18 protein-coding genes and 1 pseudogene are annotated in these 22,807 nt (G+C 75.2%); 11 read left to right on the top strand and 8 right to left on the bottom strand.

The features are described from left to right. The first annotated feature begins 8 nt into the window (after positions 1–8). From ACIQF6_RS03170 to ACIQF6_RS03150, 5 genes are all read left to right on the top strand, one after another. The gene (locus ACIQF6_RS03170; RefSeq protein WP_400889492.1) at positions 9–944 is read left to right on the top strand and encodes a S41 family peptidase; all 936 of its coding nucleotides are present in this window, start codon (positions 9–11) and stop codon (positions 942–944) included. Positions 945–1,159: 215 nt separating this feature from the next. Next, a complete protein-coding gene (locus ACIQF6_RS03165) occupies positions 1,160–2,821 on the top strand; it encodes an NlpC/P60 family protein (RefSeq protein ID WP_400889490.1) in 1,662 nt (553 codons plus the stop codon). Between the two features lie 314 nt (positions 2,822–3,135). Further along, positions 3,136–4,530, top strand: coding sequence for a hypothetical protein (locus ACIQF6_RS03160; RefSeq protein ID WP_400889488.1), 1,395 nt, complete (start codon positions 3,136–3,138; stop codon positions 4,528–4,530). A 184-nt stretch (positions 4,531–4,714) separates the two neighbouring features. Then, positions 4,715–5,743: a CHAP domain-containing protein gene (locus ACIQF6_RS03155; protein ID WP_400889486.1), complete on the top strand. Its 1,029-nt coding sequence runs from the start codon at positions 4,715–4,717 to the stop codon at positions 5,741–5,743. Between the two features lie 153 nt (positions 5,744–5,896). Beyond that, positions 5,897–7,699, top strand: coding sequence for a BTAD domain-containing putative transcriptional regulator (locus tag ACIQF6_RS03150; protein WP_400889484.1), 1,803 nt, complete (start codon positions 5,897–5,899; stop codon positions 7,697–7,699). Positions 7,700–7,761: 62 nt separating this feature from the next. Here the strand turns inward: ACIQF6_RS03150 and ACIQF6_RS03145 are convergent, their stop codons facing one another. Beyond that, the gene (locus ACIQF6_RS03145; RefSeq protein WP_400889482.1) at positions 7,762–8,478 is read right to left on the bottom strand and encodes a class I SAM-dependent methyltransferase; all 717 of its coding nucleotides are present in this window, start codon (positions 8,476–8,478) and stop codon (positions 7,762–7,764) included. A 271-nt stretch (positions 8,479–8,749) separates the two neighbouring features. On the opposite strand from ACIQF6_RS03145, the gene ACIQF6_RS03140 reads away from it, so the two are divergent. Beyond that, the gene (locus tag ACIQF6_RS03140) at positions 8,750–9,805 is read left to right on the top strand and encodes an NAD-dependent epimerase/dehydratase family protein (protein WP_400889480.1); all 1,056 of its coding nucleotides are present in this window, start codon (positions 8,750–8,752) and stop codon (positions 9,803–9,805) included. Positions 9,806–10,197: 392 nt separating this feature from the next. On the opposite strand, the gene ACIQF6_RS03135 is transcribed toward ACIQF6_RS03140, so the two are convergent. Then, a complete protein-coding gene (locus ACIQF6_RS03135) occupies positions 10,198–10,653 on the bottom strand; it encodes a hypothetical protein (RefSeq protein WP_400889478.1) in 456 nt (151 codons plus the stop codon). Between the two features lie 164 nt (positions 10,654–10,817). Between ACIQF6_RS03135 and ACIQF6_RS03130 the strand changes: the two are divergent. The 3 genes and pseudogenes from ACIQF6_RS03130 to ACIQF6_RS03120 all read left to right on the top strand — a co-directional run. Continuing rightward, positions 10,818–11,525, top strand: a pseudogene (locus tag ACIQF6_RS03130) (glycosyltransferase family 2 protein); the annotation flags it as partial. After that, positions 11,511–12,161 carry a DUF2064 domain-containing protein gene (locus tag ACIQF6_RS03125; protein WP_400890093.1) on the top strand — a complete coding sequence of 217 codons (651 nt, stop codon included), beginning with the start codon at positions 11,511–11,513 and terminating at the stop codon, positions 12,159–12,161. The pseudogene ACIQF6_RS03130 and the gene ACIQF6_RS03125, both read left to right, overlap by 15 nt. Continuing rightward, positions 12,158–12,823, top strand: coding sequence for a methyltransferase domain-containing protein (locus ACIQF6_RS03120; protein ID WP_400889476.1), 666 nt, complete (start codon positions 12,158–12,160; stop codon positions 12,821–12,823). Before ACIQF6_RS03125 ends, ACIQF6_RS03120 begins: the two co-directional genes overlap by 4 nt. Before the next feature lie 28 nt (positions 12,824–12,851). On the opposite strand, the gene ACIQF6_RS03115 is transcribed toward ACIQF6_RS03120, so the two are convergent. The 6 genes from ACIQF6_RS03115 to ACIQF6_RS03090 form a co-directional block, all read right to left on the bottom strand. Beyond that, positions 12,852–14,369, bottom strand: coding sequence for a hypothetical protein (locus ACIQF6_RS03115; RefSeq protein ID WP_400889474.1), 1,518 nt, complete (start codon positions 14,367–14,369; stop codon positions 12,852–12,854). 3 nt (positions 14,370–14,372) lie between these two features. Beyond that, a complete protein-coding gene (locus ACIQF6_RS03110; protein ID WP_400890091.1) occupies positions 14,373–14,894 on the bottom strand; it encodes a hypothetical protein in 522 nt (173 codons plus the stop codon). 5 nt (positions 14,895–14,899) lie between these two features. After that, positions 14,900–16,102, bottom strand: a complete 1,203-nt coding sequence (locus tag ACIQF6_RS03105; RefSeq protein WP_400890089.1) for a molybdopterin-dependent oxidoreductase — start codon at positions 16,100–16,102, stop codon at positions 14,900–14,902. A 458-nt stretch (positions 16,103–16,560) separates the two neighbouring features. Beyond that, entirely contained in the window at positions 16,561–16,893 is a 333-nt protein-coding gene (locus tag ACIQF6_RS03100; protein WP_400889472.1) for a hypothetical protein, read from the bottom strand. 49 nt (positions 16,894–16,942) lie between these two features. Beyond that, entirely contained in the window at positions 16,943–17,545 is a 603-nt protein-coding gene (locus ACIQF6_RS03095; protein WP_400889470.1) for an EF-Tu/IF-2/RF-3 family GTPase, read from the bottom strand. A gap of 163 nt (positions 17,546–17,708) precedes the next feature. After that, positions 17,709–18,317: a hypothetical protein gene (locus ACIQF6_RS03090; protein ID WP_400889468.1), complete on the bottom strand. Its 609-nt coding sequence runs from the start codon at positions 18,315–18,317 to the stop codon at positions 17,709–17,711. A gap of 161 nt (positions 18,318–18,478) precedes the next feature. Between ACIQF6_RS03090 and ACIQF6_RS03085 the strand changes: the two genes are divergently transcribed. Together ACIQF6_RS03085 and ACIQF6_RS03080 are read left to right on the top strand one after the other, a co-directional pair. Then, the gene (locus ACIQF6_RS03085) at positions 18,479–20,680 is read left to right on the top strand and encodes a protein kinase (protein WP_400889466.1); all 2,202 of its coding nucleotides are present in this window, start codon (positions 18,479–18,481) and stop codon (positions 20,678–20,680) included. After that, positions 20,677–22,800 carry a PQQ-binding-like beta-propeller repeat protein gene (locus tag ACIQF6_RS03080; RefSeq protein ID WP_400889463.1) on the top strand — a complete coding sequence of 708 codons (2,124 nt, stop codon included), beginning with the start codon at positions 20,677–20,679 and terminating at the stop codon, positions 22,798–22,800. The genes ACIQF6_RS03085 and ACIQF6_RS03080 overlap by 4 nt, the downstream gene beginning before the upstream one ends. Positions 22,801–22,807: the final 7 nt, after the last annotated feature.

The raw sequence follows: 22,807 nt of genomic DNA, 5'->3' as shown, positions 1-22,807 counted from the left end.
TCCCTGCCATGACCTCCACCACCTCGCTTCCCGCGCTGGACGCCGCCGCCGTCGTCGAGTCCGTCGTCGACCTGGTCGGCGAGCACTACGTCTTCCCCGACATCGCCCGGGAACTGGCCGCGCTGCTCCGCCGCCGGAACGCCGAGGGCCGCTACCGCACCGCATCCGCCGAGGAGTTGGCCGCCGCGGTCACGGCGGACCTGCGGTCGGCCAACGGCGACCTGCACCTGTCGCTCAAGTACCACGAGATACCCGCGCCGCCGGAGCAGGGCGCGGCGGCCCTCGCCGCGATGCGGCGGACGTTCGACGCCTCGTTGGGCGGCGTCCCGCGGGTGGAGCTCCTCGACCACGGCGTCGCGGTCCTGGAGATCGCGCCGCACATGTTCCCGCTGGACTGGTCCGCGCAGTCGCTGGCGGCAGCGCTCTCGCTGGTCGCCCCGGCCCGCGCGCTCGTCCTGGACCTGCGGCGCAACACCGGCGGCGACCCGGACACGGTCGCCTTCGTCTGCGGCTACCTGCTCGACCGCCGCACCCACCTCAACACCATGCTCTCCCGGCAGGGCGAGGTGGCCGCGCAGTCCTGGTCGCCGCCGTTCGTGCCCGGCGCCCGGTTCGGCGGCAGCAAGCCGCTGTACGTGCTGACCGGCGGGGACACCTTCTCCGCGGGCGAGGAACTCGCCTACGACCTTCAGCAGCTCGGGCGCGCCGAGGTCGTCGGGGAGACCACCCGGGGCGGCGCGCACCCGCGCGAGGGCTGGACGGTGCACCCGCAGCTGGAGCTCGCCGTGCCCGTCGCCCGCGCCGTCAACCCGGTCTCGGGCACCAACTGGGAGGGCGTCGGCGTCCGGCCCGACGTGCCGTGCGACGCCGCCGCGGCGCTCGACCGCGCGCTGGCGCTGGCCGCGGAACGCCTGGCCCGACTGTGCCCGGGCCGTCCGGTGTAGCCCCCCGGTAGCCCGCAAGAAATCGCACCGCACCACCAATTCTCCTGTGTACAGAGGTGTCTGACGCCTCGGAAGTCACGTCCTCGGCGCTACCGCGAGGCGACCGGCCCGCTACTCGCCGGGGGCAGGGTTCCCCTCGCCCGGCCCTGCCGGGCCGCCCGCGGAGCCGACTTCCGGCCGTCGCGTCACGCCCCAGTTCACGGAGGACCATGGGCATGCAGATACGCACCCGCTTCAAACTCGTCCGCGCTCTGACACCTCTGCTCGCCGTGGCCGCCAGTGTGGTCGGGCTGCCCGCGCTGGCCGCCGCCCCGGCCGCCGCGGCCACGACCTTCACCGCCAAGGAGGACCTCAACGGCCGTGACGGGCCGTCGCTGAACGCCAACACCGTCAAGGTGAACATGTACCTCAAGGGCGCCGGCGTGCCTGTCGCCTGCCAGGCGCGCGGGGAGGTGGCGTACGGCTCGTCGATCTGGGACAGGACCACCGACGGCGTCTGGGTCCCGGACTTCTACGTGCAGACCGGCTCGGACGGCTTCGCGTCGGGCGTGCCGCGCTGCGGCGACACCTCGCTCGACCCGACGTCCTTCCCGGCCACCGCCGACCTCGACGGTCGGCAGAGCCCGAGCCTGTCCGCCGCCGTTCTCCAGGTGAACGCCTACCGCAACGGCGAGTCGGTGCCGGTCGTCTGCCAGGCCACCGGCGGCTCGGCGTACGGCAGCACCATCTGGGACAAGACCGCGGACGGTCTCTGGGTCACCGACGTCTACGTGAAGACCGGCTACAGCGGCTTCGACCCGAACCTGCCGCAGTGCTCCTCGACCGCCCCGCCGAGCTCGGCCGGCTACCTGGCCAAGACCGACCTCAACGGGCGCGCCACCACCCAGCTGGCCGCCCCGGCGGTCAAGGTCTACCCGGCCGGCAGCACCGTCCGGATCACCTGCCAGGCCATCGGCGAGAACGCCTACGGCAGCAACATCTGGGACAAGACCACCGACAACCTGTGGGTCGCCGACTACTACGTCAAGACCGGCTTCGACGGCTTCGACCCGGGCCTGCCGCGCTGCACCGACAACACCTCGGGCTCCGGCACCGGCTACCCCGCCAAGACCGAGCTGAACGGCCGCGCGACCAAGACCGTGTCCGCCCCGGCGGTCAAGATCTATCCGGCCGACTCGACCGTCACCATCACCTGCCAGGCCTACGGCGAGTACGCCTACGGCAGCTACATCTGGGACAGGACCACCGACAACCTGTGGGTGGCCGACTACTACGTCAAGACCGGCACCGACGGCTTCGTGTCGAACATGCCGCGCTGCGACAACGACCAGCCCACCGGCGGCTCGTCGGGCGGCGGAACCGGCCCGACCACCGGCAACGGGGTCTGCGACACCGCGGGGCACGGCCGGATCGGCGGCCCGGCCGGCACCACCGCCGGCACCAGCGCGGAGAAGATCGACCGGATCATCGCGCTCGCGCAGCAGCAGACCACCAAGAACCTCAGCTACGCCTGGGGCGGCGGCGGCAAGGGCGGCCCGAGCTGCGGCATCGCCTCGCTCTCGCCCGGCGGGTACGACGACTACAACCGGTACGGCTTCGACTGCTCCGGCTTCACCGAGTACCTGTTCTGGGCCGCCGCGGGCCGTGACATCGGCGCCAACACCAATGTGCAGTCCGTCCAGGCCACCCAGGTCCCGTACAGCTCGATCAAGGCCGGCGACCTGATCTTCTGGGGCAGCCCGGGCAACACCGACCACGTCGCGCTGTACATCGGCAACGGCCAGATCATCGAGGCCGCCCCGCCGCGCGGCACCAGCAGCGTCCACGTCACCAACGTGTACGGCAGCCACAGCTACGCCATCCGTATCTTCAGCTGACGCGAGCCGCCGCACCGACCCCCTTCGGAGAGCCGACCCGGCCTCGGGAGGGGGTCTCTGCGTCCCCCTGACGCCCGGCGGCGGACGGTATCGCCGCCTGACGGTGCATCATCTGCGTTTGTATCTCCGCCGTATCGCCATAATTCAAACTGACGTCTCATCAGTGCGGTCTATGATGACCATGCACATGCCACCCCGCGGGGAGGCTCCTCCGCCTGCCCGGATCTCCCCGGCCCGTGCACACGGTGCAGAAACTCCCCGCCGCACTCGGAAGTTCGCGTTACAGCTGCCGATCCGCCAGGCGAGGAGACTTCATGGCCCGCAGACCGCGTCCAGTCAATCCCGCCGACGGGCCGGTCCAAGCCCTCGCCCACGACTTGCGACTGCTCCGGGAGCAGGCCGGCAACCCCACCTACCGGGTGCTCGCCGAGCGGGCCGGATTCGCCGCCACCACGCTCAGCGACGCGGCCGGCGGCGTCCGGCTGCCCAGCCTGGAGGTGACCCAGGCCTTCGTCGGGGCCTGCGGCGGCAACGTCGAGGAGTGGACCCGGCGTTGGAACGAACTCGACCGCCGCGCCGCCGCCACGCCCGCGGCCGACCCCGAACCGACCACCGCCGCACCCGCCGCCGACGGCCCCGGACCGGCCACCGCCACGCCTGCGGCCCCGACCGCGGATCCGGCCGCCGCCCCACCTGCCGCCGACGACCCCGGACCGGCCACCGCCGCACCCGCGGCCCCGACCGCGGATCCGGTCGCCGCTCTGCCACCCGTACGTCCGCACCCGCACCCGCACCCGCACCCGCCGGTCGACACCGTGCACAGCGGTCGGCGGCCGCCCCGCCGGACGGCCGTCGGCAAGGCCGTCCTCCTCGTCCTCACCGCCGTCCTGGCCCTGGTCGCGGCGCAGCAGGCCGGTCTCGGCCGCAACCTGACCGTCGCCCAGAACGCCCCGGCCCTGCCCGCGTCCGGCACCCACGCGGCGGCGTCGAGCACCGGCGGACCGGTCGGCTGCCCGAGCCCCACCGCCCCCGCCGCCGCGTTCTCCGGCACCACCTACAACGGCACCACCCGGCTGCGTGCCGGAGCCAGCCTCAGCGCCGACGTCCTCTTCCAGGTGCCCGCGGGCTGCCAGCTGCCGATCACCGGCTTCTGCCTGGGCGACGTGGTGATCGACGCCACCTCCGGCTCCCCCGACGTGCGCTGGTTCAGGGTCGCGACCGGCGGCTACGTCTCCTCCGCGGTGATCCACGGCAACCCGCCCGCCGCCCTGCAACCCACCGACTGTCCCGACGCGGTGCCCGCGCCCAGCTCGATCGCGCTCGCCGTCGCACCGCGTGCCGACGAGCCCGGACACTACGAACTCCGCGCCACCGGCGACCACTTGGGCATCGTCGGCTATGCCGCGTACCTGCCCAGGGCAGGCAGCAGCACGCTCCAGTGGCAGCAGCTCGGCATGTCCGCGGACGCCTCCGCCGGATTCCTCGTGCCCTGGCAGCCCGCGCCGCCCGCGGACGGCGCCGACCCGCAGGCCGCGGTGCGGGTGGTGGCCGTCGCCTGTTTCGGCGGCGACGGGGCCAGCACCGTCACCGACCGACGCTTGGTCTCCGCTGCGGCGAAGGGCGCCCTCCCGGTCGCCGAGCTCGGCGAGGACGAGCTCACCCGCGCCCGGAAGGCCGCCTGCCGCTACCCGGACACCAAGCACGGCTGATCCACCGGCCCGGCCCCGTTCGCGGGACGTCGACGGCCGAAAGGGGCTGATCGGGACCGGGCGGCGGCCCGGCGCGACGCGGACGCTACGGCCTGCCCGGAGGATGCGGAGACGGCGGCAACGGCGGGCGACGGCCCGCGGTTGCCGCCGTCTCCGCAACCGCCTTCCGCCACCGAGGAGAACGGTGATAACCACCCGCTTCCTGCGCCGCACGGCCACTCTCGCCGCCGCTGCCGCCCTCGCTCTCGGCCTCACCGCCCTGGTACCCGCCGCGACCGCCTCCGCAGCCCCGGCCGCCGCCCCCGCCGCCGCGACCACCACGACCGCCACGGCCTCCGACGCCGCCCAGCTGGCCGCCGCCAACGTCGGCCGCTCCGCCGGCACCTGCGCCAACACGCCGACCTACAACACCCTGGGCGGCTCCCAGTTCGAGCACAGCTGCGTGGGCTGGGCCGGCGTCCCCGAGTACTGGTGCGCCGACTTCGCGATCTGGGCATGGCGCAACGCCGGCCTCTCCGTCGCCGGCCTGGACGCCTCCGCGGTCAGCTTCCGCACCTACGGCCAGAACAACGGCACCCTGCACACCGCCGCCTCGTACGTCCCGCAGCCCGGCGACGCGGTGATCTACGGCACCGGCAGCGGCACGGGCCTGGTCATCCACCACGTCGGCATCGTCACCGCGCTGAACGCGGACGGATCGGTGGTCACCGCCAACGGCGACTGGAACGGCAACCCGAACGCGACCAGCGAGGCCGACTTCGCGAAGAGCTCGTCCGTCGTGTCGCTCACCATTCCGGCCGCCCAGCGCGCCACGGGCAGCGTGCCCAGCACCGTGGACCCCGCCGACGGCTACCGCATCGACGGCTACATCACCCCGGTCACGACCTCCACGGCCAACCCGTACACCCCCGCCCAGGTCTGCGGCGGCAGCTTCGGCGTGATCGACTCGCACTCCCTCGGCGGCGCCACCGCCTACCTGCTGTACGAGGCGTCCAGCGGCCGCAACTGCGTGGTCACCATGGCCACCCAGCCGTCCGGTCCGGTCTCGATGAACGCGACCCTCAAGGTCCAGGGCGGCGCCACCGCCGACAATCCGGGCAGTTACACCTACTACGCCGGCCCGGTGATCCTCCCCGCCAGCGCCACCTGCGTCGACTGGGGCGGCAGCTACCTCGGCACCACCTGGTCCAGCGGCTGGAGCCACTGCGGCTGAGCCTCCCGTTGAACGGAATTGATTGACCGTCACCGCGCGGTCCCCCGGTCAAACCCGCCCAGGCCTAGAACGGAGTCCTGCCGGGCGGATCCGACCGGGGGGACGCGTCCGCCCCGGCCGGCGAAGCAGCCGAGGTGCGAAGGGTGATGGGGCATGGAGTTCGGAATTCTCGGACCGCTGCTCGTCCGGGACGGCGCGGGAGACCGGCCGGTACCGGCGGCCAAGCAGCGGGCGCTGCTCGCGACGCTGCTCGTCCGACGGGGGCAGGTGGTGCCGACCGAGGTGCTCGCCGACACCGTCTGGGACGGACGGCCGCCGCGCACCGCCGCCACCACCCTGCGCAACTACGTGATGCGGCTGCGCAAAGCGCTCGGCGAGGCCGGTGAGCGGCTCGCCACGGAAGCGGGCGGCTACCTCCTCGCCGCCCACGCCGAGGAGTTCGACGCCGACCGGTTCACCCGGCTGCGCGACCTCGGCCACGCCCTGCTGCGCCACGACGAGCCCGAACGGGCCACCGCCCACTACGAGCAGGCCCTCGCACTCTGGCGCGGACCGACCCTGGTCGACATCCCCTCCGAGACGCTGCGCCGCAGCGAGGCCGGCTGGCTCGCCGAGGCCCGCCTGGATGTCCTCGAAGGCCGCACCGAGGCCCTGCTGGCGCTCGGACGACACGCCGAACTCCTGGACGAACTCCGGTCGTTGACCTCCGCCCACCCGGAACGGGAGCAGCTCTGGGCCCAGTTGATGACAGCCCTGTACCGCTGCGGCCGCCGGGCGGAGGCGCTCGCCGTGTACGGGCAGGCCCGCCGGGTCCTCGCGGACGAGCTCGGCGTCGACCCGGGCAACGAGCTGCGCGCCGTGCACGGCGCCGTCCTGCGCACCGACCCGGCCCTGGCCGCCCCCGTCCGGCCCGCCCGGACTCGCGCCGTGCCCGTCACCCCCTTCCAACTGCCGCCCGACCTGCCCGACTTCACCGGCCGGACCGTCGAGGCCGGCGACCTCGCCGCCCGGCTGGCCGAGGTCGGCGCCGGCCGCCGGGCCCCGCTGATCGCCGTCGTCAGCGGCCAGCCCGGCGCCGGCAAGACCGCCCTCGTCCGGCACGCCGCGCACGCCGCCCGCGCCGCGCACCCCGACGGCGCCCTCTACGCCGACCTGCGCGGCAGCCGGCCGCAGCCCACCCCGCCGCACGCCGTGCTCGGCAGCTTCCTGCTCGCCCTCGGCGTCCCGGCCGACGCCGTCCCGCCCGACACCGAGGACCGGACCGCGCTCTTCCGCTCGCTGCTGGCCGGCCGGCGGACCCTGATCGTCCTCGACGACGCCCGGAACGGCGCCCAGGTCTGGCCGCTGCTGCCCGCCGGCCCCGGCAACGCCGCACTGATCACCGCCCGCACCCGGCTGCCCGACCTCGGCGGCGCCCACCCCGTGCACCTCGGGCCGCTGCCCGTGGACGACTCCCGGACGTTCCTCGCCCGGCTGCTCGGCCCGGCCAGGGCGGCCGCCGAACCACGGGCCCTCACCGAGCTCGCGGCCGCCTGCGGAGGACTGCCCCTCGCCCTGCGGATCTGCGGAGCCCGACTGGCCGCCCGCCCCTCCTGGACCGTCCGGCACCTGGTGGAACGCCTCGCCGACGAGGGCCGCGCCCTCGACGAGCTCTCCCTGGGCAGCCTCGACGTCCGGTCCGCCTTCACCACCGGCTGCGAGGCCCTCGACCCGCCCACCGTCCGCGCCTTCCACCTGCTCGCCCTCGCCCCGACCGACACCGTCGGCCCGGCCACCGCCGCCCGGCTCCTCGGCGAATCCCCGGCCCGCGCCGAACGCCTCCTCGAACGCCTCGCCGACGCCGGCCTGCTCACCGCCCGGGAGCCCGGCCACTACCGGTACGAACCCCTCCTCCGCACCTACGCCCGCGAACTCGCCCACCCCCGCCCCACCGACCGACCCGCCCTCGCCGGCTGACGCAACGTCATCAGGCGTGCCGGGCCGGACGAGCGCCTGGAGCGGCCGGCGGACCTCTCCGGTCAGGCGCAGACGAGGGCGGCGGTGAACGGGTCCTCCCGTCCCGGCGCCTCCGGGGCCGGGTTCCGGACGGGGTGCCAGGTCAGGTCGGTGAATCCCGCCTGCCGGGCGGACTGCTCGTAGACGTCCGCGTCCCAGCGGGTGCACGCCAGCACGACCGGCGGCTCGACCGGGAACTCCACGACGAGCGCGGTGCCCCGCGCGCCGGGCCGGCCCGCCGTGACGCGCGCACCGGCGGGTTGCCGGTCCGGGTCGGCCGGGTCGTAGCCGGGGTGGACCGTCACCGCGACCAGGCGGCCGCCGGGGGCGAGGTTGGCGCGGATGCCCCGGAACATGTCGGCCATCCGCCCGGGGTCCTCGGCGTAGTTGAACAACCAGACGGCCACCGCCACGTCGAAGACCCCCAGCACCGGCAGCGCCGTCGCGTCGTGCCGGTGGTACACGGCCCCGGTCGGACTGCGCTCCTCCTCCTGCCGGGCCAGCGCCACCATCTCCGCCGAGACGTCCACCCCCTCGGCCCGCGCGGCGCCGGCCTCCATGGCCAGCCGGGTGTAGCGGCCGAACCCGCAGGCCACGTCGAGAACCCGGGCCCCCGAGAGATCCCCGAGCAGGGCGCGCACCGCAGGCTCCTCGGGCGCGTTGCCGCGCGTGCGCTTGAAGCCGGCGTACCGCTCGCCGAGGGCGTCGTACTGGGCGGGTTCCTGCTCACTCGCCGCCATGGACCACACTCCTGACCGGACCGGTTCGGACATGCCGTGCCCCAGCCTGCCAGAACACCGGACGCCGCACCCCCGAACGGGACACAACTCGCCTCCGCCGACCGAACATTGGCCTCCCCAACCCGGCAACGGCGGCCCGCCCGCCACCGGCTGACGAACCGTCACCGCACCGGACGTCCCGGGTCGCGCCCGCTGCCGTCCGACACCCGACACGCCGACGTCGCGTGGTCGTGCGAGGACTTCCGCGCTCTCGCGGGGATAGCGTCGCGGCATGGAGATCCTGGTCACCGGCGGTGCCGGTTTCATCGGCTCGGCGGTTGTCCGGGCCCTGGTCGCGGCGGGGCACGGGGTGCGGGTGCTGGACGCCCTGCTGCCGGTGGTCCATCCCTCGGGGGCGCCGGAGCGACTGCCGGAGGGCGTCGCCTTCCAGCGGGGCGACGTGCGGGACGCCGATGCGGTGGAGCGGGCGCTCAAGGGGGTGGACGCGGTCTGCCACCAGGCCGCGATGGTGGGCCTGGGGCTGGACCTGAACGACGCGCCCGCGTACGTGGGCTGCAACGAGCTGGGGACGTCCGTGCTGCTCGCGGCGATGCACCGCACCGGCGTCCGGGGGCTGGTGCTGGCCGGCTCCATGGTGGTGTACGGGGAGGGCCGCTACCGGTGCGCCGAGCACGGCGAGGTCGCCCCCGGCCCGCGCCGGCCGGCCGACCTGGACGCGGGACGGTTCGAGCCGCCCTGCCCGCGCTGCGGCGCCGCGCTACGGCCCGGGCTGGTGGACGAGCGGGCGCCCGCCGACCCCCGCAACGTCTACGCCGTGACCAAGCTCGCCCAGGAGCAGCTGGCCGCCGTCTGGGCCCGCACGGACCGGGCGGCGGTTCTGACGCTCCGGTACCACAACGTCTACGGCCCGGGGATGCCCCGCGACACCCCGTACGCCGGCGTGGCCTCGCTGTTCCGCTCGGCACTGGCCCGGGGCGAGGCGCCCAGGGTCTTCGAGGACGGCCGGCAGCGCCGGGACTTCGTCCACGTCGACGATGTGGCGGCGGCGAACCTGGCCGCGCTGCACGCACTCGCCGATCGGCCGCCCGGCACCTCGCGGGCGTACAACGTGGGCAGCGGCACCGTCCACACCGTCGGCGAAATGGCCACCGAGCTCGCGGCGGCCCACGACGGCCCCCCTCCGGTCGTGACCGGCGAATACCGGCTCGGCGACGTCCGACACATCACCGCCGACTCGTCACGGCTGCGCACCGAGCTGGGGTGGCAGCCCCGAGTTTCCTTCCGCGCGGGCATGGCGGAGTTCGCCGAGGCACCGCTGCCGGCCTGAGGCCCACACGGCCCGACCCGCCGCCAGACCGAACGGGGGCAGCCGGGCCACGCCTAACGATGCGCCACCGTCCGGAGACAGCACTTCGCGGAGTTCACCGGAACGCCACGGCAGGTCCAAGCCCCGCACGGCCCGCCCCGCAGCCAGACCGAACGGGGGTAGCCGGGCCACGCCTGACGATGCGCCACTGCCGGGGGACAGCACTACGCGGAGTTCACCGGAACGCCACGGCAGGTCCAAGCCCCGCACGGCCCGACCCGCCGCCAGACCGAACGGGGTATCCGGGCCATACCTGACGGTGCATCACCGTCCGGGACAGCACTTCGCCGAGCATGGCGGAGTTCGCCGGAGCACCACGGCAGGTCCGAGGCCCGCGCGGCCCGACCCATCCGTCAGGCCGGACGGGGCAGCCGGGCCACGGCCAAACCTGACGATGCGTCACCGTCCGGGGACAGCACCTCACGGAGATCGGCCAGCACCCAGCCCAGCCGCTCGATCCCGCTGTTCAGCCGGTTCAGCTGGAGCTCCGCCTCCGGGGTGCCGCTGCCGTTGCCGCGTCCCGCCATGCCCTGGGCCGCGGTGGTGATCTCGGCGAGCGGACCGTACAGGTCCTGCAGGATCCAGGCGACCAGCTCGTGCCGGGAGCGCTCCGCGGTGCGCGCGTGCAGTAGCGCCGGGGCGGCAGCACCGCCGAGGGGAGGCCCCGTCAGCGGCAGGTGACGCCGTCCGGCCGCCGGCCGTCGTCCGGTCGGGTCCCGGTCGCCGTCGCCGTCGCCGTCGCGGTCGCCGTCGCAGGCGCCGTCGCAGGCGCCTGATCGCATCGTCGGAGCGGCTGGTTCGTGCGTCACCCGGACGACGATATGAGCAGCGGGCCCGCCGACCGCACCGGGCGCGGACGCCGTTCGGGTTCCGTGAGATCCGCCGGACCGGGCGACCGGCCGGGCTCGGACGGCGACACGGCGGACTCTCGCGAGGAGCCGTTGCGGCTTCCGACGGCCACCGTGCCGTTAGCGTGGCGGGCGTGACCTCACTCACTTCCCCGTCCGTCGACGTGGTGCTGCCCTGCCTGGACGAGGCGTCGGCACTGCCGTGGGTACTCGGACGGATCCCCGCGGGTTGGCGGGCGATCGTCGTGGACAACGGCTCCCGGGACGGCTCCGCGGAGCTCGCCCGCTCGCTGGGGGCGACCGTGGTCGAGGAGTCCCGGCGGGGTTTCGGCTCCGCCTGCCACGCGGGGCTGCTGGCGGCAACCGCCGACCTGGTCTGCTTCCTCGACTGCGACGGCTCGCTCGACCCCGCCCAACTCCCCCGGGTGACCGGGCCGGTGGCCGAGGACCGGGCGGACCTCGTGCTCGGGCGACGCCGTCCCGTCTCGGCGGGGGCCTGGCCGGTGCACGCCCGCCTGGCGAACGCCGTGCTGGCCCGCCGGCTGCGGGCCCGGACCGGGGCACCGCTGCACGACCTCGGGCCGATGCGGGCCGCACCCCGCGAACGACTGCTCGCCCTGGGGCTGGGCGACCGGCGCTCGGGCTACCCGCTGGAGATGGTGCTCGCCGCCGCGGCGGCGGGGATGCGGATCGCCGAGACGCCGGTCGACTACCTGCCGCGCTCCGGTCGCTCCAAGGTGACCGGAACCGTGCGCGGCACCCGCCAGGCCGTGCGCGACATGCGCGCGGTGCTCGCCGCCCCGCCGCCGACCCTGCTGGTGATCGCCAAAGCGCCGGTGCCGGGCCGGGTGAAGACCCGGCTGACCCCGCCGTGCACACCCGAGCAGGCCGCCGCACTGGCCGAGGCCGCGCTGACCGACACGCTTCGGACGCTGTCCGCCGTCCCCGCCGGGCGCCGGCTGCTGGTGCTGGACGGCGAGCCGGGGAGGTGGCTGCCGCCCGGCTGGCAGGTGGTGCCGCAGGCCGGCGGCGGGCTGGACGAACGGCTCGCGGCGGCCTTCGCGCACGCCGCACGTCTGGCGCCGGACGCCCCGGCCCTGCTGGTGGGGATGGACACCCCGCAGCTGACCGCACCGATGCTGGCCGAGCCGCTCTCCGCGGTCCGCCGGGCCGGAGTGGACGCCTGGTACGGGCCGGCCGCCGACGGCGGGTTCTGGGCCCTCGGCCTGGCCCGGCCGACGGAGCGCCTGGCCGCCCGCCTGCTGGTGGGCGTGCCGATGTCGACTCCCGGCACCGGCGCCGCGCTGCTCGGCCGACTGGACGCCCACGGTCTGACGGTCGCCCGGCTGCCGGAACTCACCGACGTGGACACCGTCCACGCCGCCCACGAGGTCGCGGCCACCGCACCGCACAGCCGGTTCGCCACCCGGCTGCGCACGATCGCGGGGACGCCGGAGGTCACGGGGTGACGCGGGCGGCCGCCTGGGTCGACGATCCGTTCGCCGAGGCGGTTCGCACCGGGCGCGGCCCGCTCTGGCTGCTCCGGGGCGACGGCGGGCGGATCCGGCTGGACATCGAACGCTGGTGCGCGCCTGCCGCCGGGGCGGACCTCGGCCTGCTCCAGCGCTGCACCCGACTGGCCACGCCGGTGCTGGACCTGGGCTGCGGCCCGGGGCGGCTGGTGACCGCGCTGCTCGAACTCGGCGTGCCCACGCTGGGCGTCGACATCACCGCCGCCGCCGTCGCCCGCACCCGCCGGCTCGGCGGGCCGGCCCTCTCCCGCTCGGTGTTCGACCGGCTGCCCGCGGAGGGCCGCTGGGGCGGGGCGCTGCTGGCGGACGGGAACCTGGGCATCGGCGGCGACCCGGCGGCCCTGCTGCGGCGCGGGGCCGAACTGCTCGCCCCGGGCGGAGTGCTGCTGGTCGAGGTGGAGCCGCGGGACGCCGACGAGCGCTGCACGGTGCGGGTCGAAGGGCCCGACGGGAGGCTCGGGCCGCCGTTCGAGTGGGCGCGACTGGGCGCGGACGCCGCTGCCCGTCGGGCCCGCGCGACCGGGCTCGCCGAGCTGGAGCGGTGGACCTCGCACGGCCGCTCCTTCCTGGCCCTGCGCAAGGCGTTCCGCATGCGGTGACATCCGGGGCGGACCGAGGGCCGTCCCCTCAGGTCGGCACCGCCGACAGTTCCTCGTGCTCCTCCCGCTGCCCGGCGACCGGACGGGCGGCGCACCGGCGCACCAGCGAGCCCGCCAGGACGACGCCCAGGGCCGCCCCGTAGGCGGCCCGTTGGACCTCGTCGCCACCCAGCAGGTACAGCACCTGGCCCGCCGCCGGTACGGCGAGCCACTCCCAGCGCCCGTCGAGCGCGACCAGCGCCACCACCAGCAGCCCGTACCACGGGTAGCTCGGCGCGACCGTCAACAGCGCCGTGCCGGTGACCAGCAGCGCCCCGCCCCAGGGCCGGTCCCGGTCGCCGCGGCGGAGCACCCGCAGCACGACGACGCCCAGCACCAGGACCGCGCCCCAGGGCGCGAGCCGGTCGGGCAGCAGCATCCGCAGCAGCCCGAACCGCTCGACGTGGGCCTGGTCGTACCCTTCCTCCCGCAGGTAGCCGGGCAGGTAGCCCACCACCCCGGCGCCGGAGAGCAGGACGTACGGCAGGTAGGCGAGCGCGAAGACGCCGACCGCCGCCCCCGAGAGCACGGCCGCCCGCCGCACTCCGCGCCCGGTCCGGCACCGCCCCGGGAACCCGCGGAGCGTGCCGGACAGCGCACCGGGCAGCGCCAGGACCGGCAGCAGCTTGGTGGAGACGGCCGCGCCCAGCAGCGCACCGCCCGGCCCGGCCCGCCCCCGGACCGCGCAGCCGAGGCCCGCGACCATCAGCAGCGCACCGAGGGTGTCGACATGGGCGTCGTTCACCGACCACACGGCGATCCCCGGGAACCATCCCCACAGCGCCGCCCGCCACCGTCTCCGACGCGGCACCAGCAGCAGCGCCCCGGTGGTGGCCACCGCCAGCAGCGCCCCCGCGGCCTGCACGCCGCGCACGCCCCCGCCGAAGGGGTGCACGGCGAGGAACCACGCCTCGGCGACGGGCGGGTAGATGGTGTGCACGGCGGGGCGGTTGATCCGGGTGCAGGCCCCGTCCGCCGTCCGGTGCTCGTCCCACCCCGTGCAGGCCGTCCCGGTCGGAAAGAGGTCCGGCCCGCGCAGCCCGACCAGCGCCGGGTCCTCGGGCGCGTAGCGGTACGGCGAGAGGCCGGCCGCCTGGACCCGCCCGTCCCAGACGTAGCGGTAGGCGTCGTCACTGGTGCGCGGCGGGGTCAGCAGGCCCACCGCGGCGACGGCGACGCTGCCCGCCAGGACCAGCGGGACGGTGAGCCCGGCCGGGACGCGGCGCAGCAGGAGGACCGCGAGAACGAACAGCGCGGTGTCCAGGGCGTACCAGTCGTACAGCGGAAGGCCGTGGGCGAGTCGCGGGCCGCCGGTGAGGGTGCCGCCCAGCGCGGCCAGCAGGCCGAGCAGGGCGAGGGCGCAGGGCAGGACGGTCCACCGGTTCCCACCCGGCTGCCCCGGCCGCGGCGCGAACGGATCGGCGCCCGGCGGGGCAGGGCGCGCGTACCGGCCCGGGCCGCCGACGGCGCCGAGGTCCGCCTGTGGTGCCGGCCGGTGTTCCGCCATGTCCTAGGCCTTCTTCGCGGGCCGGTGCGGCTTCCGGCGGTGCGAGCGGCGGCGCAGCACCCAGAGCCGTCCGGCGAGCAGTGCGGCCGAGGCGGCGAACAGGCCCGCGGTGATCAGCAGCCACCGGCCCAGGTAGACGTCCTGGGAGAGGCCGGTGGCGGCGGTGTAGGGCTGGGACAGGCGCAGGATCAGCGGGAACCAGACCAGGAGCAGCAGCAGCGCCAGGTAGGTCGGAACCCGAAGGTAGTTGACGGCGCCCCGCCCCGGCCCGGCCGACGCCCCCGGCCCGGTCCGCTCGGCGCGGGCGTTCACGGCGGCCTGCGCGGTGAGGTCGGCCCCGGAGTAGAGCGGCACCAGGACCAGGTCGTGGATCAGCGCGCCGCCGACGACCCAGAGGGCGACCTCCAGGGTGCGGCCGGTGAGCAGCCGCACGGCGGCGTAGCCGGCCAGTGCCAGGGCGGCGGCGATCAGGAGCAGGTGGATCGGGTGGGCGCCGTACCGGCGGCGGAACGGGATTCGGTTCATCGCGGTCACGTCCGGAAGGTGAGGCTGCCGACCCACTTGGTGTTGTTCACACCCGGGTTCGCCGGGACGATGATCCGGGCCGGGTAGCCGTGGTCGGCGGACAGGTCGGCGCCGTTCACGTGCAGCGCCAGCAGGGAGAGCGGGTTGCGGATCTGGTTCCCCGCCAGCAGCACGGTGCTGAACGGGCCGCCGCGCTGCACCGACTCCACCAGCACGCTGCCGGCGTGCGGCAGGCCGGCCAGGTCGGCGAGGTGGGCCAGACGCAGCCCCGACCAGTGCTGGTCGTCGGTGGACCAGCCCTCCACGCAGGCGATCGGCAGCGCCGCCGTGTACTGCGGCAGTTGCAGCAGTTGCCCGCGGCTGAGCACCCGGGTGCCGGCCGGCCCCTGCAGGGTCAGCCGCCAGTCCGGGCCGATGTCGGCGGCGGTCACGCCGACGGAAGCGGCGGTCTTGTTGACCTGGAACCCGTTCGGGCCGCTGCCCGGATCGCGGTTGTGCGGGGCGAGCAGCGCGGTGCGGCGCCAGCCGCCGCCGATGCTCTGACCGGCCGTCACCGCCAGCAGCGCGAGCGAGCCGGCGCCGGTCAGCGCCAGCGCCCCGCGCCGGCTCGTGGTCGCGGGGCGGGGCGAGAGCGCGACCAGGCCCTCGCTGTCCGGCTGCTCCGGCTCGGTGCGGGCGGTGTCGGTCCGCAGCACCTCCCCGGGGCGGCGCGAGCGCAGGGCCCGCCACATCCGGCCCAGGCGCAGGGCGACGTGCACGACGAACGCGGCGATGAACACCCACGCGCCGTAGAAGTGCAGCGTGTAGAAGGACCCGGGGAAGACGTAGTGCAGTTGGATGTTCAGGATCCCGGTGGCGAACTCGAACACCACTCCGCCGACCAGCAGCAGCAGCGTCAGCCGCTCCAGCGCGTGCGCCGGGCTGCGGGCGGGCGGCCATTCGAAGAGCTTGGGGACGACCGACCACAGTTTGGCGAGCACCACCGGTACCAGCACCACGCCGAGGGTGACGTGGACGCCCTGGGTGAGGCGGTAGAGCCAGTACGGGTGCGTGGGCCAGGTGAACAGGTAGAACCCGAGGATGCCCTTGTCCGGCGTCTGGTCGTTGACCGCGCCCAGCCCCGGGTTGTAGGCGGCGTACGAGAGCAGGCCGGTCACGAAGAGCACCGTGATCCCGACCAGCAGGACCAGCCCGAGCACCGACGTCAGCCACGGCCCGCGGATCGGGCTGCGCCAGAAGCCGGGCCGGAACGGCCCAGGTGGCGGGACTTCCTGCGCTGCCGCGACCCGCTCCCGGACCTGCCGGACGGCGGCGCTCAGGCCGGATCGCCGCGCGCGCGGCCTCCTCGCTCGCCCTCGCGGAGGTGACCCGCCCTCGGGCCGGTCCGCCGCACCGCCGGGGGGCTCCTCGTCCCGCTGATCGCCTGTCACCCGAGGACTCTCCTTGGCTCGTGGACCCGCCGCCCGCCGTCCCCCGGGGCGCGGTGCTCCCCGATTCTGGTGCGGCCCGCCCGACCCCGGGCCCAGGGCGGCTCGCACACCCCGGTGTCTCCGCCGTTCGGACCAATGCCACCCGCCCGCTGCCGCCCGCCCCGCCCGGGCCCTGCGCCGGCGGCCACGAGCAGCCGGCCCCACGGGCGAAGGGCATCACGGGCCGAGGCGAACGGTCAACTCTCGGCCGGCAGGGCGGAATCGGTCGGGGCGGCGGCAGGGGCCGGGGTCTTGACGCAGTACTCCTGCTTGCCGAAGATGCTGTCGCAGTACTGCCAGAACAGTGCGTGCCACTCCGGCCCCAGGATCGGGCACCAGTCACGGAAGCTGTGGGGGTGGCAGTTGAGCCACTGCCCTTCCGGCAGCTCCGCGCCCTCGGGCAGTTGGGGAACGTCGCGGGCGGCGGCGGGCCGGGCCTGGGCCCGGTTCTCGGCCTGGGCCGGGGCGGCGACCAGGCCCGCCGTGAAGATCGCGACGAGCAGGGCCGCGGTGGCCCGTCGGGTGAGCATGCGTCAGGGGCTCCTTGTCTACGAGAACGTGAACGGACGTACGGGCGTACTACTCGACGATCCCGACGACCGTGCCGACCCCCACCGTGCGGCCGGCCCGCCGGAGCCAGAACTGCGTGCCGTCCTCAAGGGCGACGGCGCTCTCCAGCGTCACCGTCACCCGCGCGGTGTCACCGGGCTTGAGCGCGTCGGCGCCGGACGGCAGCTCGACGGACCCGCCGAATTCGGCGGTGCGGATGTGGAAGCGCGGCCAACTGCCGCCGGTGACCGGCTCCTTCGGGCCACCGGCCTCCGTGGCCAGCAGCTCGACGTCGGCCTCGAACCGGGTGTGCGCCTTGATGCTGCCCGGCCTGGCCAGCACCTGACCACGCGTCAGCTGGTCAACGGTCACTCCGGTCAGCAGCAGGGCCACCGCCGCGCCCGCCTGCGCCTGCTCCAGCACCTGGTTGCGCTGCCGGATCTCGACGCAGGTCACCGTCCGGGTCTCGCCGAGCCCGACGATGTCGATCTCGCTCCCCGGCGTGACCGTGCCGCGCTCGATCGTGCCGGTCACCGCGACGCCCCGGTTCGGCACGTTGAACGCGTCCTCGAACGCGAGCAGGAACGGCCCGTCCACGTCCGGTGCCTGCTCCACCGTCTCCGTCTCCTCCACCGCGCCGACTCCCTCCAACGATGATCGTTTCCCGCCCGAACCCTGCCCCACCTGGCATCGGTCCGCACGGGAACGCGCCGCCACCCCACCCGATCGAGCGACCTCGGGCACGGGACGACGGACCACCGGGGCGACCGCCATGCCGACCGCGACGAACGCGCAGTCAGTCCTTCAGGCCTTCCATCCGGTCCAGCAGGGTGGTCATCAGCGCGGTGCGGCCCTCTTCCACCCGCGTCACCAGCTCACGCAGCCGCCGCATGTCCTCCTCGTCCAGGGCGGTGCCGAGGTCCTGGGTGCGCAGCGCTTCGCCCAGGGCGAAGCCGGCCGCGTCCAGTGCGACGACGATGCCCGGTCGGTCCTGGGACGGGCTCTCCCGGCGGCGGGGCCACCTGCGTCGGTGTGCGCGCCGGAGTTGGCGCATGGCTTCCTCGCTGCCGGGGGACTGCGCGAGGCCGAGTCCGTCGATCGCGGTCAGGTCCGCCGCGTCCGTGACGGCGTTGCGTGCCGGTTGCCAGCCGGCCATGAACTCGTCCCGGGAGTAGGGTCGGCCGGACTCCAGGCCTTCCATCGCGTCCGACAGGTACTTCAGCGCCTCGCGGGTGCTCTTGCGCAGGGCGATGAGCCGGCGCAGTTCGTCCTCGGCACGCGAGCGCCGGCGGATGCGTTCCGCCGTTCTGGTCTGCAGGGCCGACGAGAACATGGTGGCCCCCGCACCCAGCACGGCTCCGCCCACGACCCCGATCAGACCGAAGAGCTCTGCACTGTCCGCCATACCGGCATCTTCACGGATGGGCGGCCAAGTGTCAGGGCCTTCCCGGAAGTTGAGGGCAGCGAACCCGCGCCGGGCGCATTGCGCGAAAGGCCACCGCCGGACGAGCGGGACGTGTCACTGTGTCTGTCTGTGATGACGGCATCACTCGCGGGGGAGGCTTGGTGGCTGCCGACCGGAACGTCGAGGGCGCACGGGCACAGCAGGCGGTGTTCGTGGGCCCGCACCAGTTGCTGCGGCTGTTGGGCGCGGGCGGCATGGGGGAGGTGTACCTGGCCCGCTCGCCCGGGCTGAGGCTGCTCGCGGTGAAGGTGGTCAGGGCCGAGTACGCCGAGGACCCGCAGTTCCAGCGGCGGTTCCGGCAGGAGGTCGAGGCCGCACGGCGGGTGACGGGTTTTCACACGCCGCCCGTGGTGGACGCGCAGCCGCGCGGCCGTCGGCCCTGGCTGGCCACGTCCTACCTGCCCGCGCCGGATCTCGGCGAGGTGGTGCTGCGGTTCGGAACCCTCGGCGAGGCCGGCGCGCGGGCCCTGGGGGCGGCCCTCGCCGAGGCGTTGGCCGCGATCCACGCGGCGGGGGTGGTGCACCGCGACCTCAAGCCGGGCAATGTGCTCATCGCGCGGGACGGTCCGCGCGTCATCGACTTCGGGATCAGCCGCGCCTTCGACGCCGCGCACCTGACCCGGACCGGCATGGTGTGCGGCACCCCCGGCTACGTCGCCCCGGAGCGCATCGTCGCCGACTCCGCCACCACCGCCGCAGCCGACGTGTTCTCGCTCGGCTGTCTGCTGGTGTTCGCCCTCACCGGCCGCACCCCGTTCGGCGACGGCGAGCCCGCGCACGTCAACCGCCGGGTCGTGTACGAGGAGCCGGACCTCTCCGGAGTGCCCGCGCCGCTGCTCCCCCTGGTCGCCTCCTGCCTGGCCAAGGACCCGCTCCGGCGGCCCAGCACGGCGGCCGTGCTGCGCGCACTGGCGCCGACCGATCCGGCGGCGCTGCTGAGCCCGTGGCTGCTCGCCGACCTCGACGCCCGGGAGCGGCAGGCCGAGGCCGATCTGGGCGCGCCGCCGGCCGATCCGCCCGCACTGCCGGTGCGGACCTGGCAGTCGCTCAGCCGCCGCGGCCTGCTGGGACTCGGCGCCGGGCTCGGCGCGGGCGTGGCCGCCGCCGTCGGCGTGCCGCTGCTGCTCACCCGTCGCGCCCGGCCGGCCGGGGGCGGGGCGACGGTGGGCAAGGCGGTGGACGCGTGGGGCGCCGAAGCGGCGACCGCCGGCACGCCGCCCGCCGCGCCCGCGCCGCTGTGGAGCGTCCCGATCGGCGGTGTGACGGCCGATCACCAGCTGTCCGTGCTCGGTGCGACCCCGGTGTGGTGGGGCCGGGGGCAGGGCGCGATCGGCTTCGACGGGGCGACCGGGCGTCAGGTCTGGTCCCGGCAGGACGCACAGTTCTTCCAGGTGCAGAACGACCTGCTGTACGGGACGTCCCCGGGCTTCACGGACCTGGTGTGGCTGAACTCCGGCGGCGAGAGCGGGCAGGGACCGCTCACCGTGCCCGCCGACCAGCGCGCCAACGCCGCGCTGACCCTGCAGACCTTCGGCGCGGACAGCCGTACGGTGGTGCTCGCCCGGCAGACCTCCCTCAATGGCGGCGGAGTGGTGACCGGGGCCGAGCTGAGCAGCGGTGCGGTGCTGTGGCAGCAGGTGATCACCCAGAACGACGCGGTCGCCGAGATCCGCGCGACGGAGCAGATGACGGCCGGTTCCGGCAGTTCGATGGGCCTGGTCGCCGACGGCCGCTGCTACTACGAGGACAGCAACGTCATCCACGCGCTGGACCTGCGCACCGGCGCGCCCCACTGGCAGGTCACCGGCATCACCCCGGGGGGCCCGTTGAGCCCCACCCGGATGTTGCGCGCCGGCGAACTCCTGCTGCTCCTCGGCAGCCTCGCGATCGTCGCGCTGGACCCGGCGACCGGGCAGCACCGCTGGTCGGCTCCCGCCGTCCCGCAGATGGTCCTCGGCGTCGCGCTCGGGGCCGGCCGGCTGCTGCTCTCCGGGATCGAGGGCACCGCGTACTGCCTGGACGTCACGACCGGCAAGGGCCTGTGGCACACCACCGTGGGGACGCAGGCCGGGCCGAACGCGGGCGTGGACTTCATGGCGCCGTCCGCCGGGGACGGCTTCTTCGGGGTGCCCCTGCTGGACGGGTCGTCCGGGGCAGCCGTCCTGGACGCCGCCGACGGTGCGATCCGCTGGGTGGCCAAAGCCCCCTCCGACGAGGGCAGTTGGACCACCGCCGCCAAGGGCGGAACGCTCTACTGCGGGTCTGCCACCACGCTGCGCGCCTACCGGGCAAGCGGTGCATGAGCACGCGGAACATCGGCCCGTACCGCGTGCTGCGACGGCTCGGTGCGGGCGGCATGGGCGACGTCTACCTGGCCACGACCGACAGCGGACGCCCCGTCGCGGTGAAGACCGTCCGGCGTCGGCACGCGGCCGATGCCGGGTTCCGCCGCCGGTTCGCCCAGGAGGTGGCGGCGGCCAGGGCGGTCAACGGGGCCTACACCGTGGCGGTGGTGGATGCCGACACCGAGGCGGAAGTCCCTTGGCTGGCAACAGAGTTCGTCACCGGACCGTCGCTGCACGAGGCCGTGGCACGGCACGGCCCGCTCACCGGGCCGGCGCTGCAGGTGCTGGGGGCGGGGCTGGTGGAGGCGCTGAACGCGATCCACCGCGCCCGGATCATCCACCGCGACCTGCAGCCGTCGAACATCCTGCTCACCCGGGACGGTCCGCGGGTCATCGACTTCGGCATCAGCAAGCCGACGGTCGACGCGGCGCCCACCGCGAGCGGCGAGCTCGTCGGCACCCCCGGTTTCATGTCCCCCGAACACGCGGCGGGCGAGGACCTCACCCCCGCCGGCGACCTGTTCTCGCTCGGCGCCGTCCTGGCCTTCGCCGCCACCGGCCGCCCACCGTTCGGCGAGGGCCCGGCCGCCGTCCTGATCTACCGCTCCGCCGAGGAGCCCCCGGACCTCGACGGAGTGCCACCGCAACTGGTGGGGCTGCTGGTGCGCTGCCTGGACCGGGACCCGACCCGGCGGCCCGACCCGGCCGAACTCGCCGCCGCCTTCCGGTACGGTCCGGCGGTCGGCACCGACTGGATGGGCGAGGCCGAACGGTCGGTGCGCCGACGCGAGCGTGACCTGGCCCGGGTGCTGAAGGACCCGAACGGCACCCGCCGCCGCCTGCTCCTGCTCGGCGGCGCCCTGCTCGCCACGGCCGCCACCGCGGGCACCACCCGGGCACTGTGGCCCGGTCGGGCCGGCCCGCCCCCGACGGCCTGGTCGGTCCCGCTCCCCCGGGCCGGCATGGCTCCCCTCGGATGCGGACCGGCGGCGGTGATGTGCGCGGACCGCACCGGCACGGTCGCCCACGACCGTACCGACGGGCATGTGCTGTGGAACAGCACCGCGGAGACCGGCATCCTCCCGGTCGCCGACGGCAGCCGGGTGTGGACCGTGGACGCGGCCGGGGTGGTGCAGGCCCGCGACGCCCGCACCGGTGCGACGCTCTGGCGTTCGCCCGACACGGTTCCCGGCGTGCAGTCCGTCGCCCTGCCGATACCCGACCTGCTGCTGGTCACCGCCGGGGACGGCGCTCCGCACGCCTACGACGCGACCACCGGGGACCTGCTGTGGACCGGCGCCGCGCTCGGCACCTCCTACCGCCTCCAGGGGACGGCCCCGGCGGGCCTGCTGGTCGTGGCGCTCGGCTCGGACCTGGCCGTGAGCGGCGGGTACCGCTTCGCGGCGCTCGACCGCACGACCGGGCGGCAACGCTGGTCGCTCACCGCCCGGGACCTGTACGCGCCGCCGACCGGCGGCCGCCTGTACGCCCTGACCATGGACCTGGCCCTCGCCGCGGTGGACGGCCAGGACGGCGCCACCGTGTGGAGCCGCCCCACCGGCCTGTCGCCGGCCGCCCAGACCGTCTCCCTGGCCGGCTACCTGGCCTCGCTCTCCCTCCACCGGGGCGTCCTCACCTGCATACCCGAAGCAGCCTCGACGCCCCCGGACGAACCGATCAACACGGCGGCGTTCGACCCCGCTCAGGGCACCCGGCTCTGGAGCGGCGGGCACCGGGGCCCCGCCACCGGTAGCGCCGACGCCGAAGGGGTGCTCGCCCTGGGCGGACCGCAGGGCACGTCCGGCACCGACCTGCGCACCGGGCGCACCGCCTGGACCTGGCCGTCGCCCCACGGCGCCGCCACCGTCCGGGGCTCCGCCGGGAAGCTGGTCCTCCTCACCGCACCGACCGCCGCCGGCGGGATCACCCTGCAGGCGCTGAGCGCCGTCGACGGCGACCTCCGATGGCAGCAGACCTTCGCCCGGCAGCCGGGCGATCCGCAGGTGCTGCTCCAGGACTCGGCCCTCCTGGTCGGCTACGGAACCACACTCACCGCCTACCGCCTGCCCAGCAGTTGACCCACGC

The organism is Kitasatospora sp. NPDC092948, assembly GCF_044754805.1.
In the GTDB taxonomy this organism is placed as follows: Bacteria; Actinomycetota; Actinomycetes; order Streptomycetales; family Streptomycetaceae; genus Kitasatospora.
The sequence above is the reverse complement of the archived record's forward strand: the minus strand, read 5'-3'. Positions and strand labels throughout refer to the sequence as shown.

Excerpts from the sequence above, each read along its gene's own strand:
- ACIQF6_RS03115 (WP_400889474.1), bottom strand. The coding sequence starts at position 14,369 with ATGGCGGAACACCGGCCGGCACCACAGGCGGACCTCGGCGCCGTCGGC.
- ACIQF6_RS03165 (WP_400889490.1), top strand. The coding sequence starts at position 1,160 with ATGCAGATACGCACCCGCTTCAAACTCGTCCGCGCTCTGACACCTCTG.
- ACIQF6_RS03090 (WP_400889468.1), bottom strand. The coding sequence starts at position 18,317 with ATGGCGGACAGTGCAGAGCTCTTCGGTCTGATCGGGGTCGTGGGCGGA.
- ACIQF6_RS03145 (WP_400889482.1), bottom strand. The coding sequence starts at position 8,478 with ATGGCGGCGAGTGAGCAGGAACCCGCCCAGTACGACGCCCTCGGCGAG.
- ACIQF6_RS03080 (WP_400889463.1), top strand. The coding sequence starts at position 20,677 with ATGAGCACGCGGAACATCGGCCCGTACCGCGTGCTGCGACGGCTCGGT.
- ACIQF6_RS03110 (WP_400890091.1), bottom strand. The coding sequence starts at position 14,894 with ATGAACCGAATCCCGTTCCGCCGCCGGTACGGCGCCCACCCGATCCAC.
- ACIQF6_RS03140 (WP_400889480.1), top strand. The coding sequence starts at position 8,750 with ATGGAGATCCTGGTCACCGGCGGTGCCGGTTTCATCGGCTCGGCGGTT.
- ACIQF6_RS03170 (WP_400889492.1), top strand. The coding sequence starts at position 9 with ATGACCTCCACCACCTCGCTTCCCGCGCTGGACGCCGCCGCCGTCGTC.
- ACIQF6_RS03100 (WP_400889472.1), bottom strand. The coding sequence starts at position 16,893 with ATGCTCACCCGACGGGCCACCGCGGCCCTGCTCGTCGCGATCTTCACG.
- ACIQF6_RS03150 (WP_400889484.1), top strand. The coding sequence starts at position 5,897 with ATGGAGTTCGGAATTCTCGGACCGCTGCTCGTCCGGGACGGCGCGGGA.
- ACIQF6_RS03160 (WP_400889488.1), top strand. The coding sequence starts at position 3,136 with ATGGCCCGCAGACCGCGTCCAGTCAATCCCGCCGACGGGCCGGTCCAA.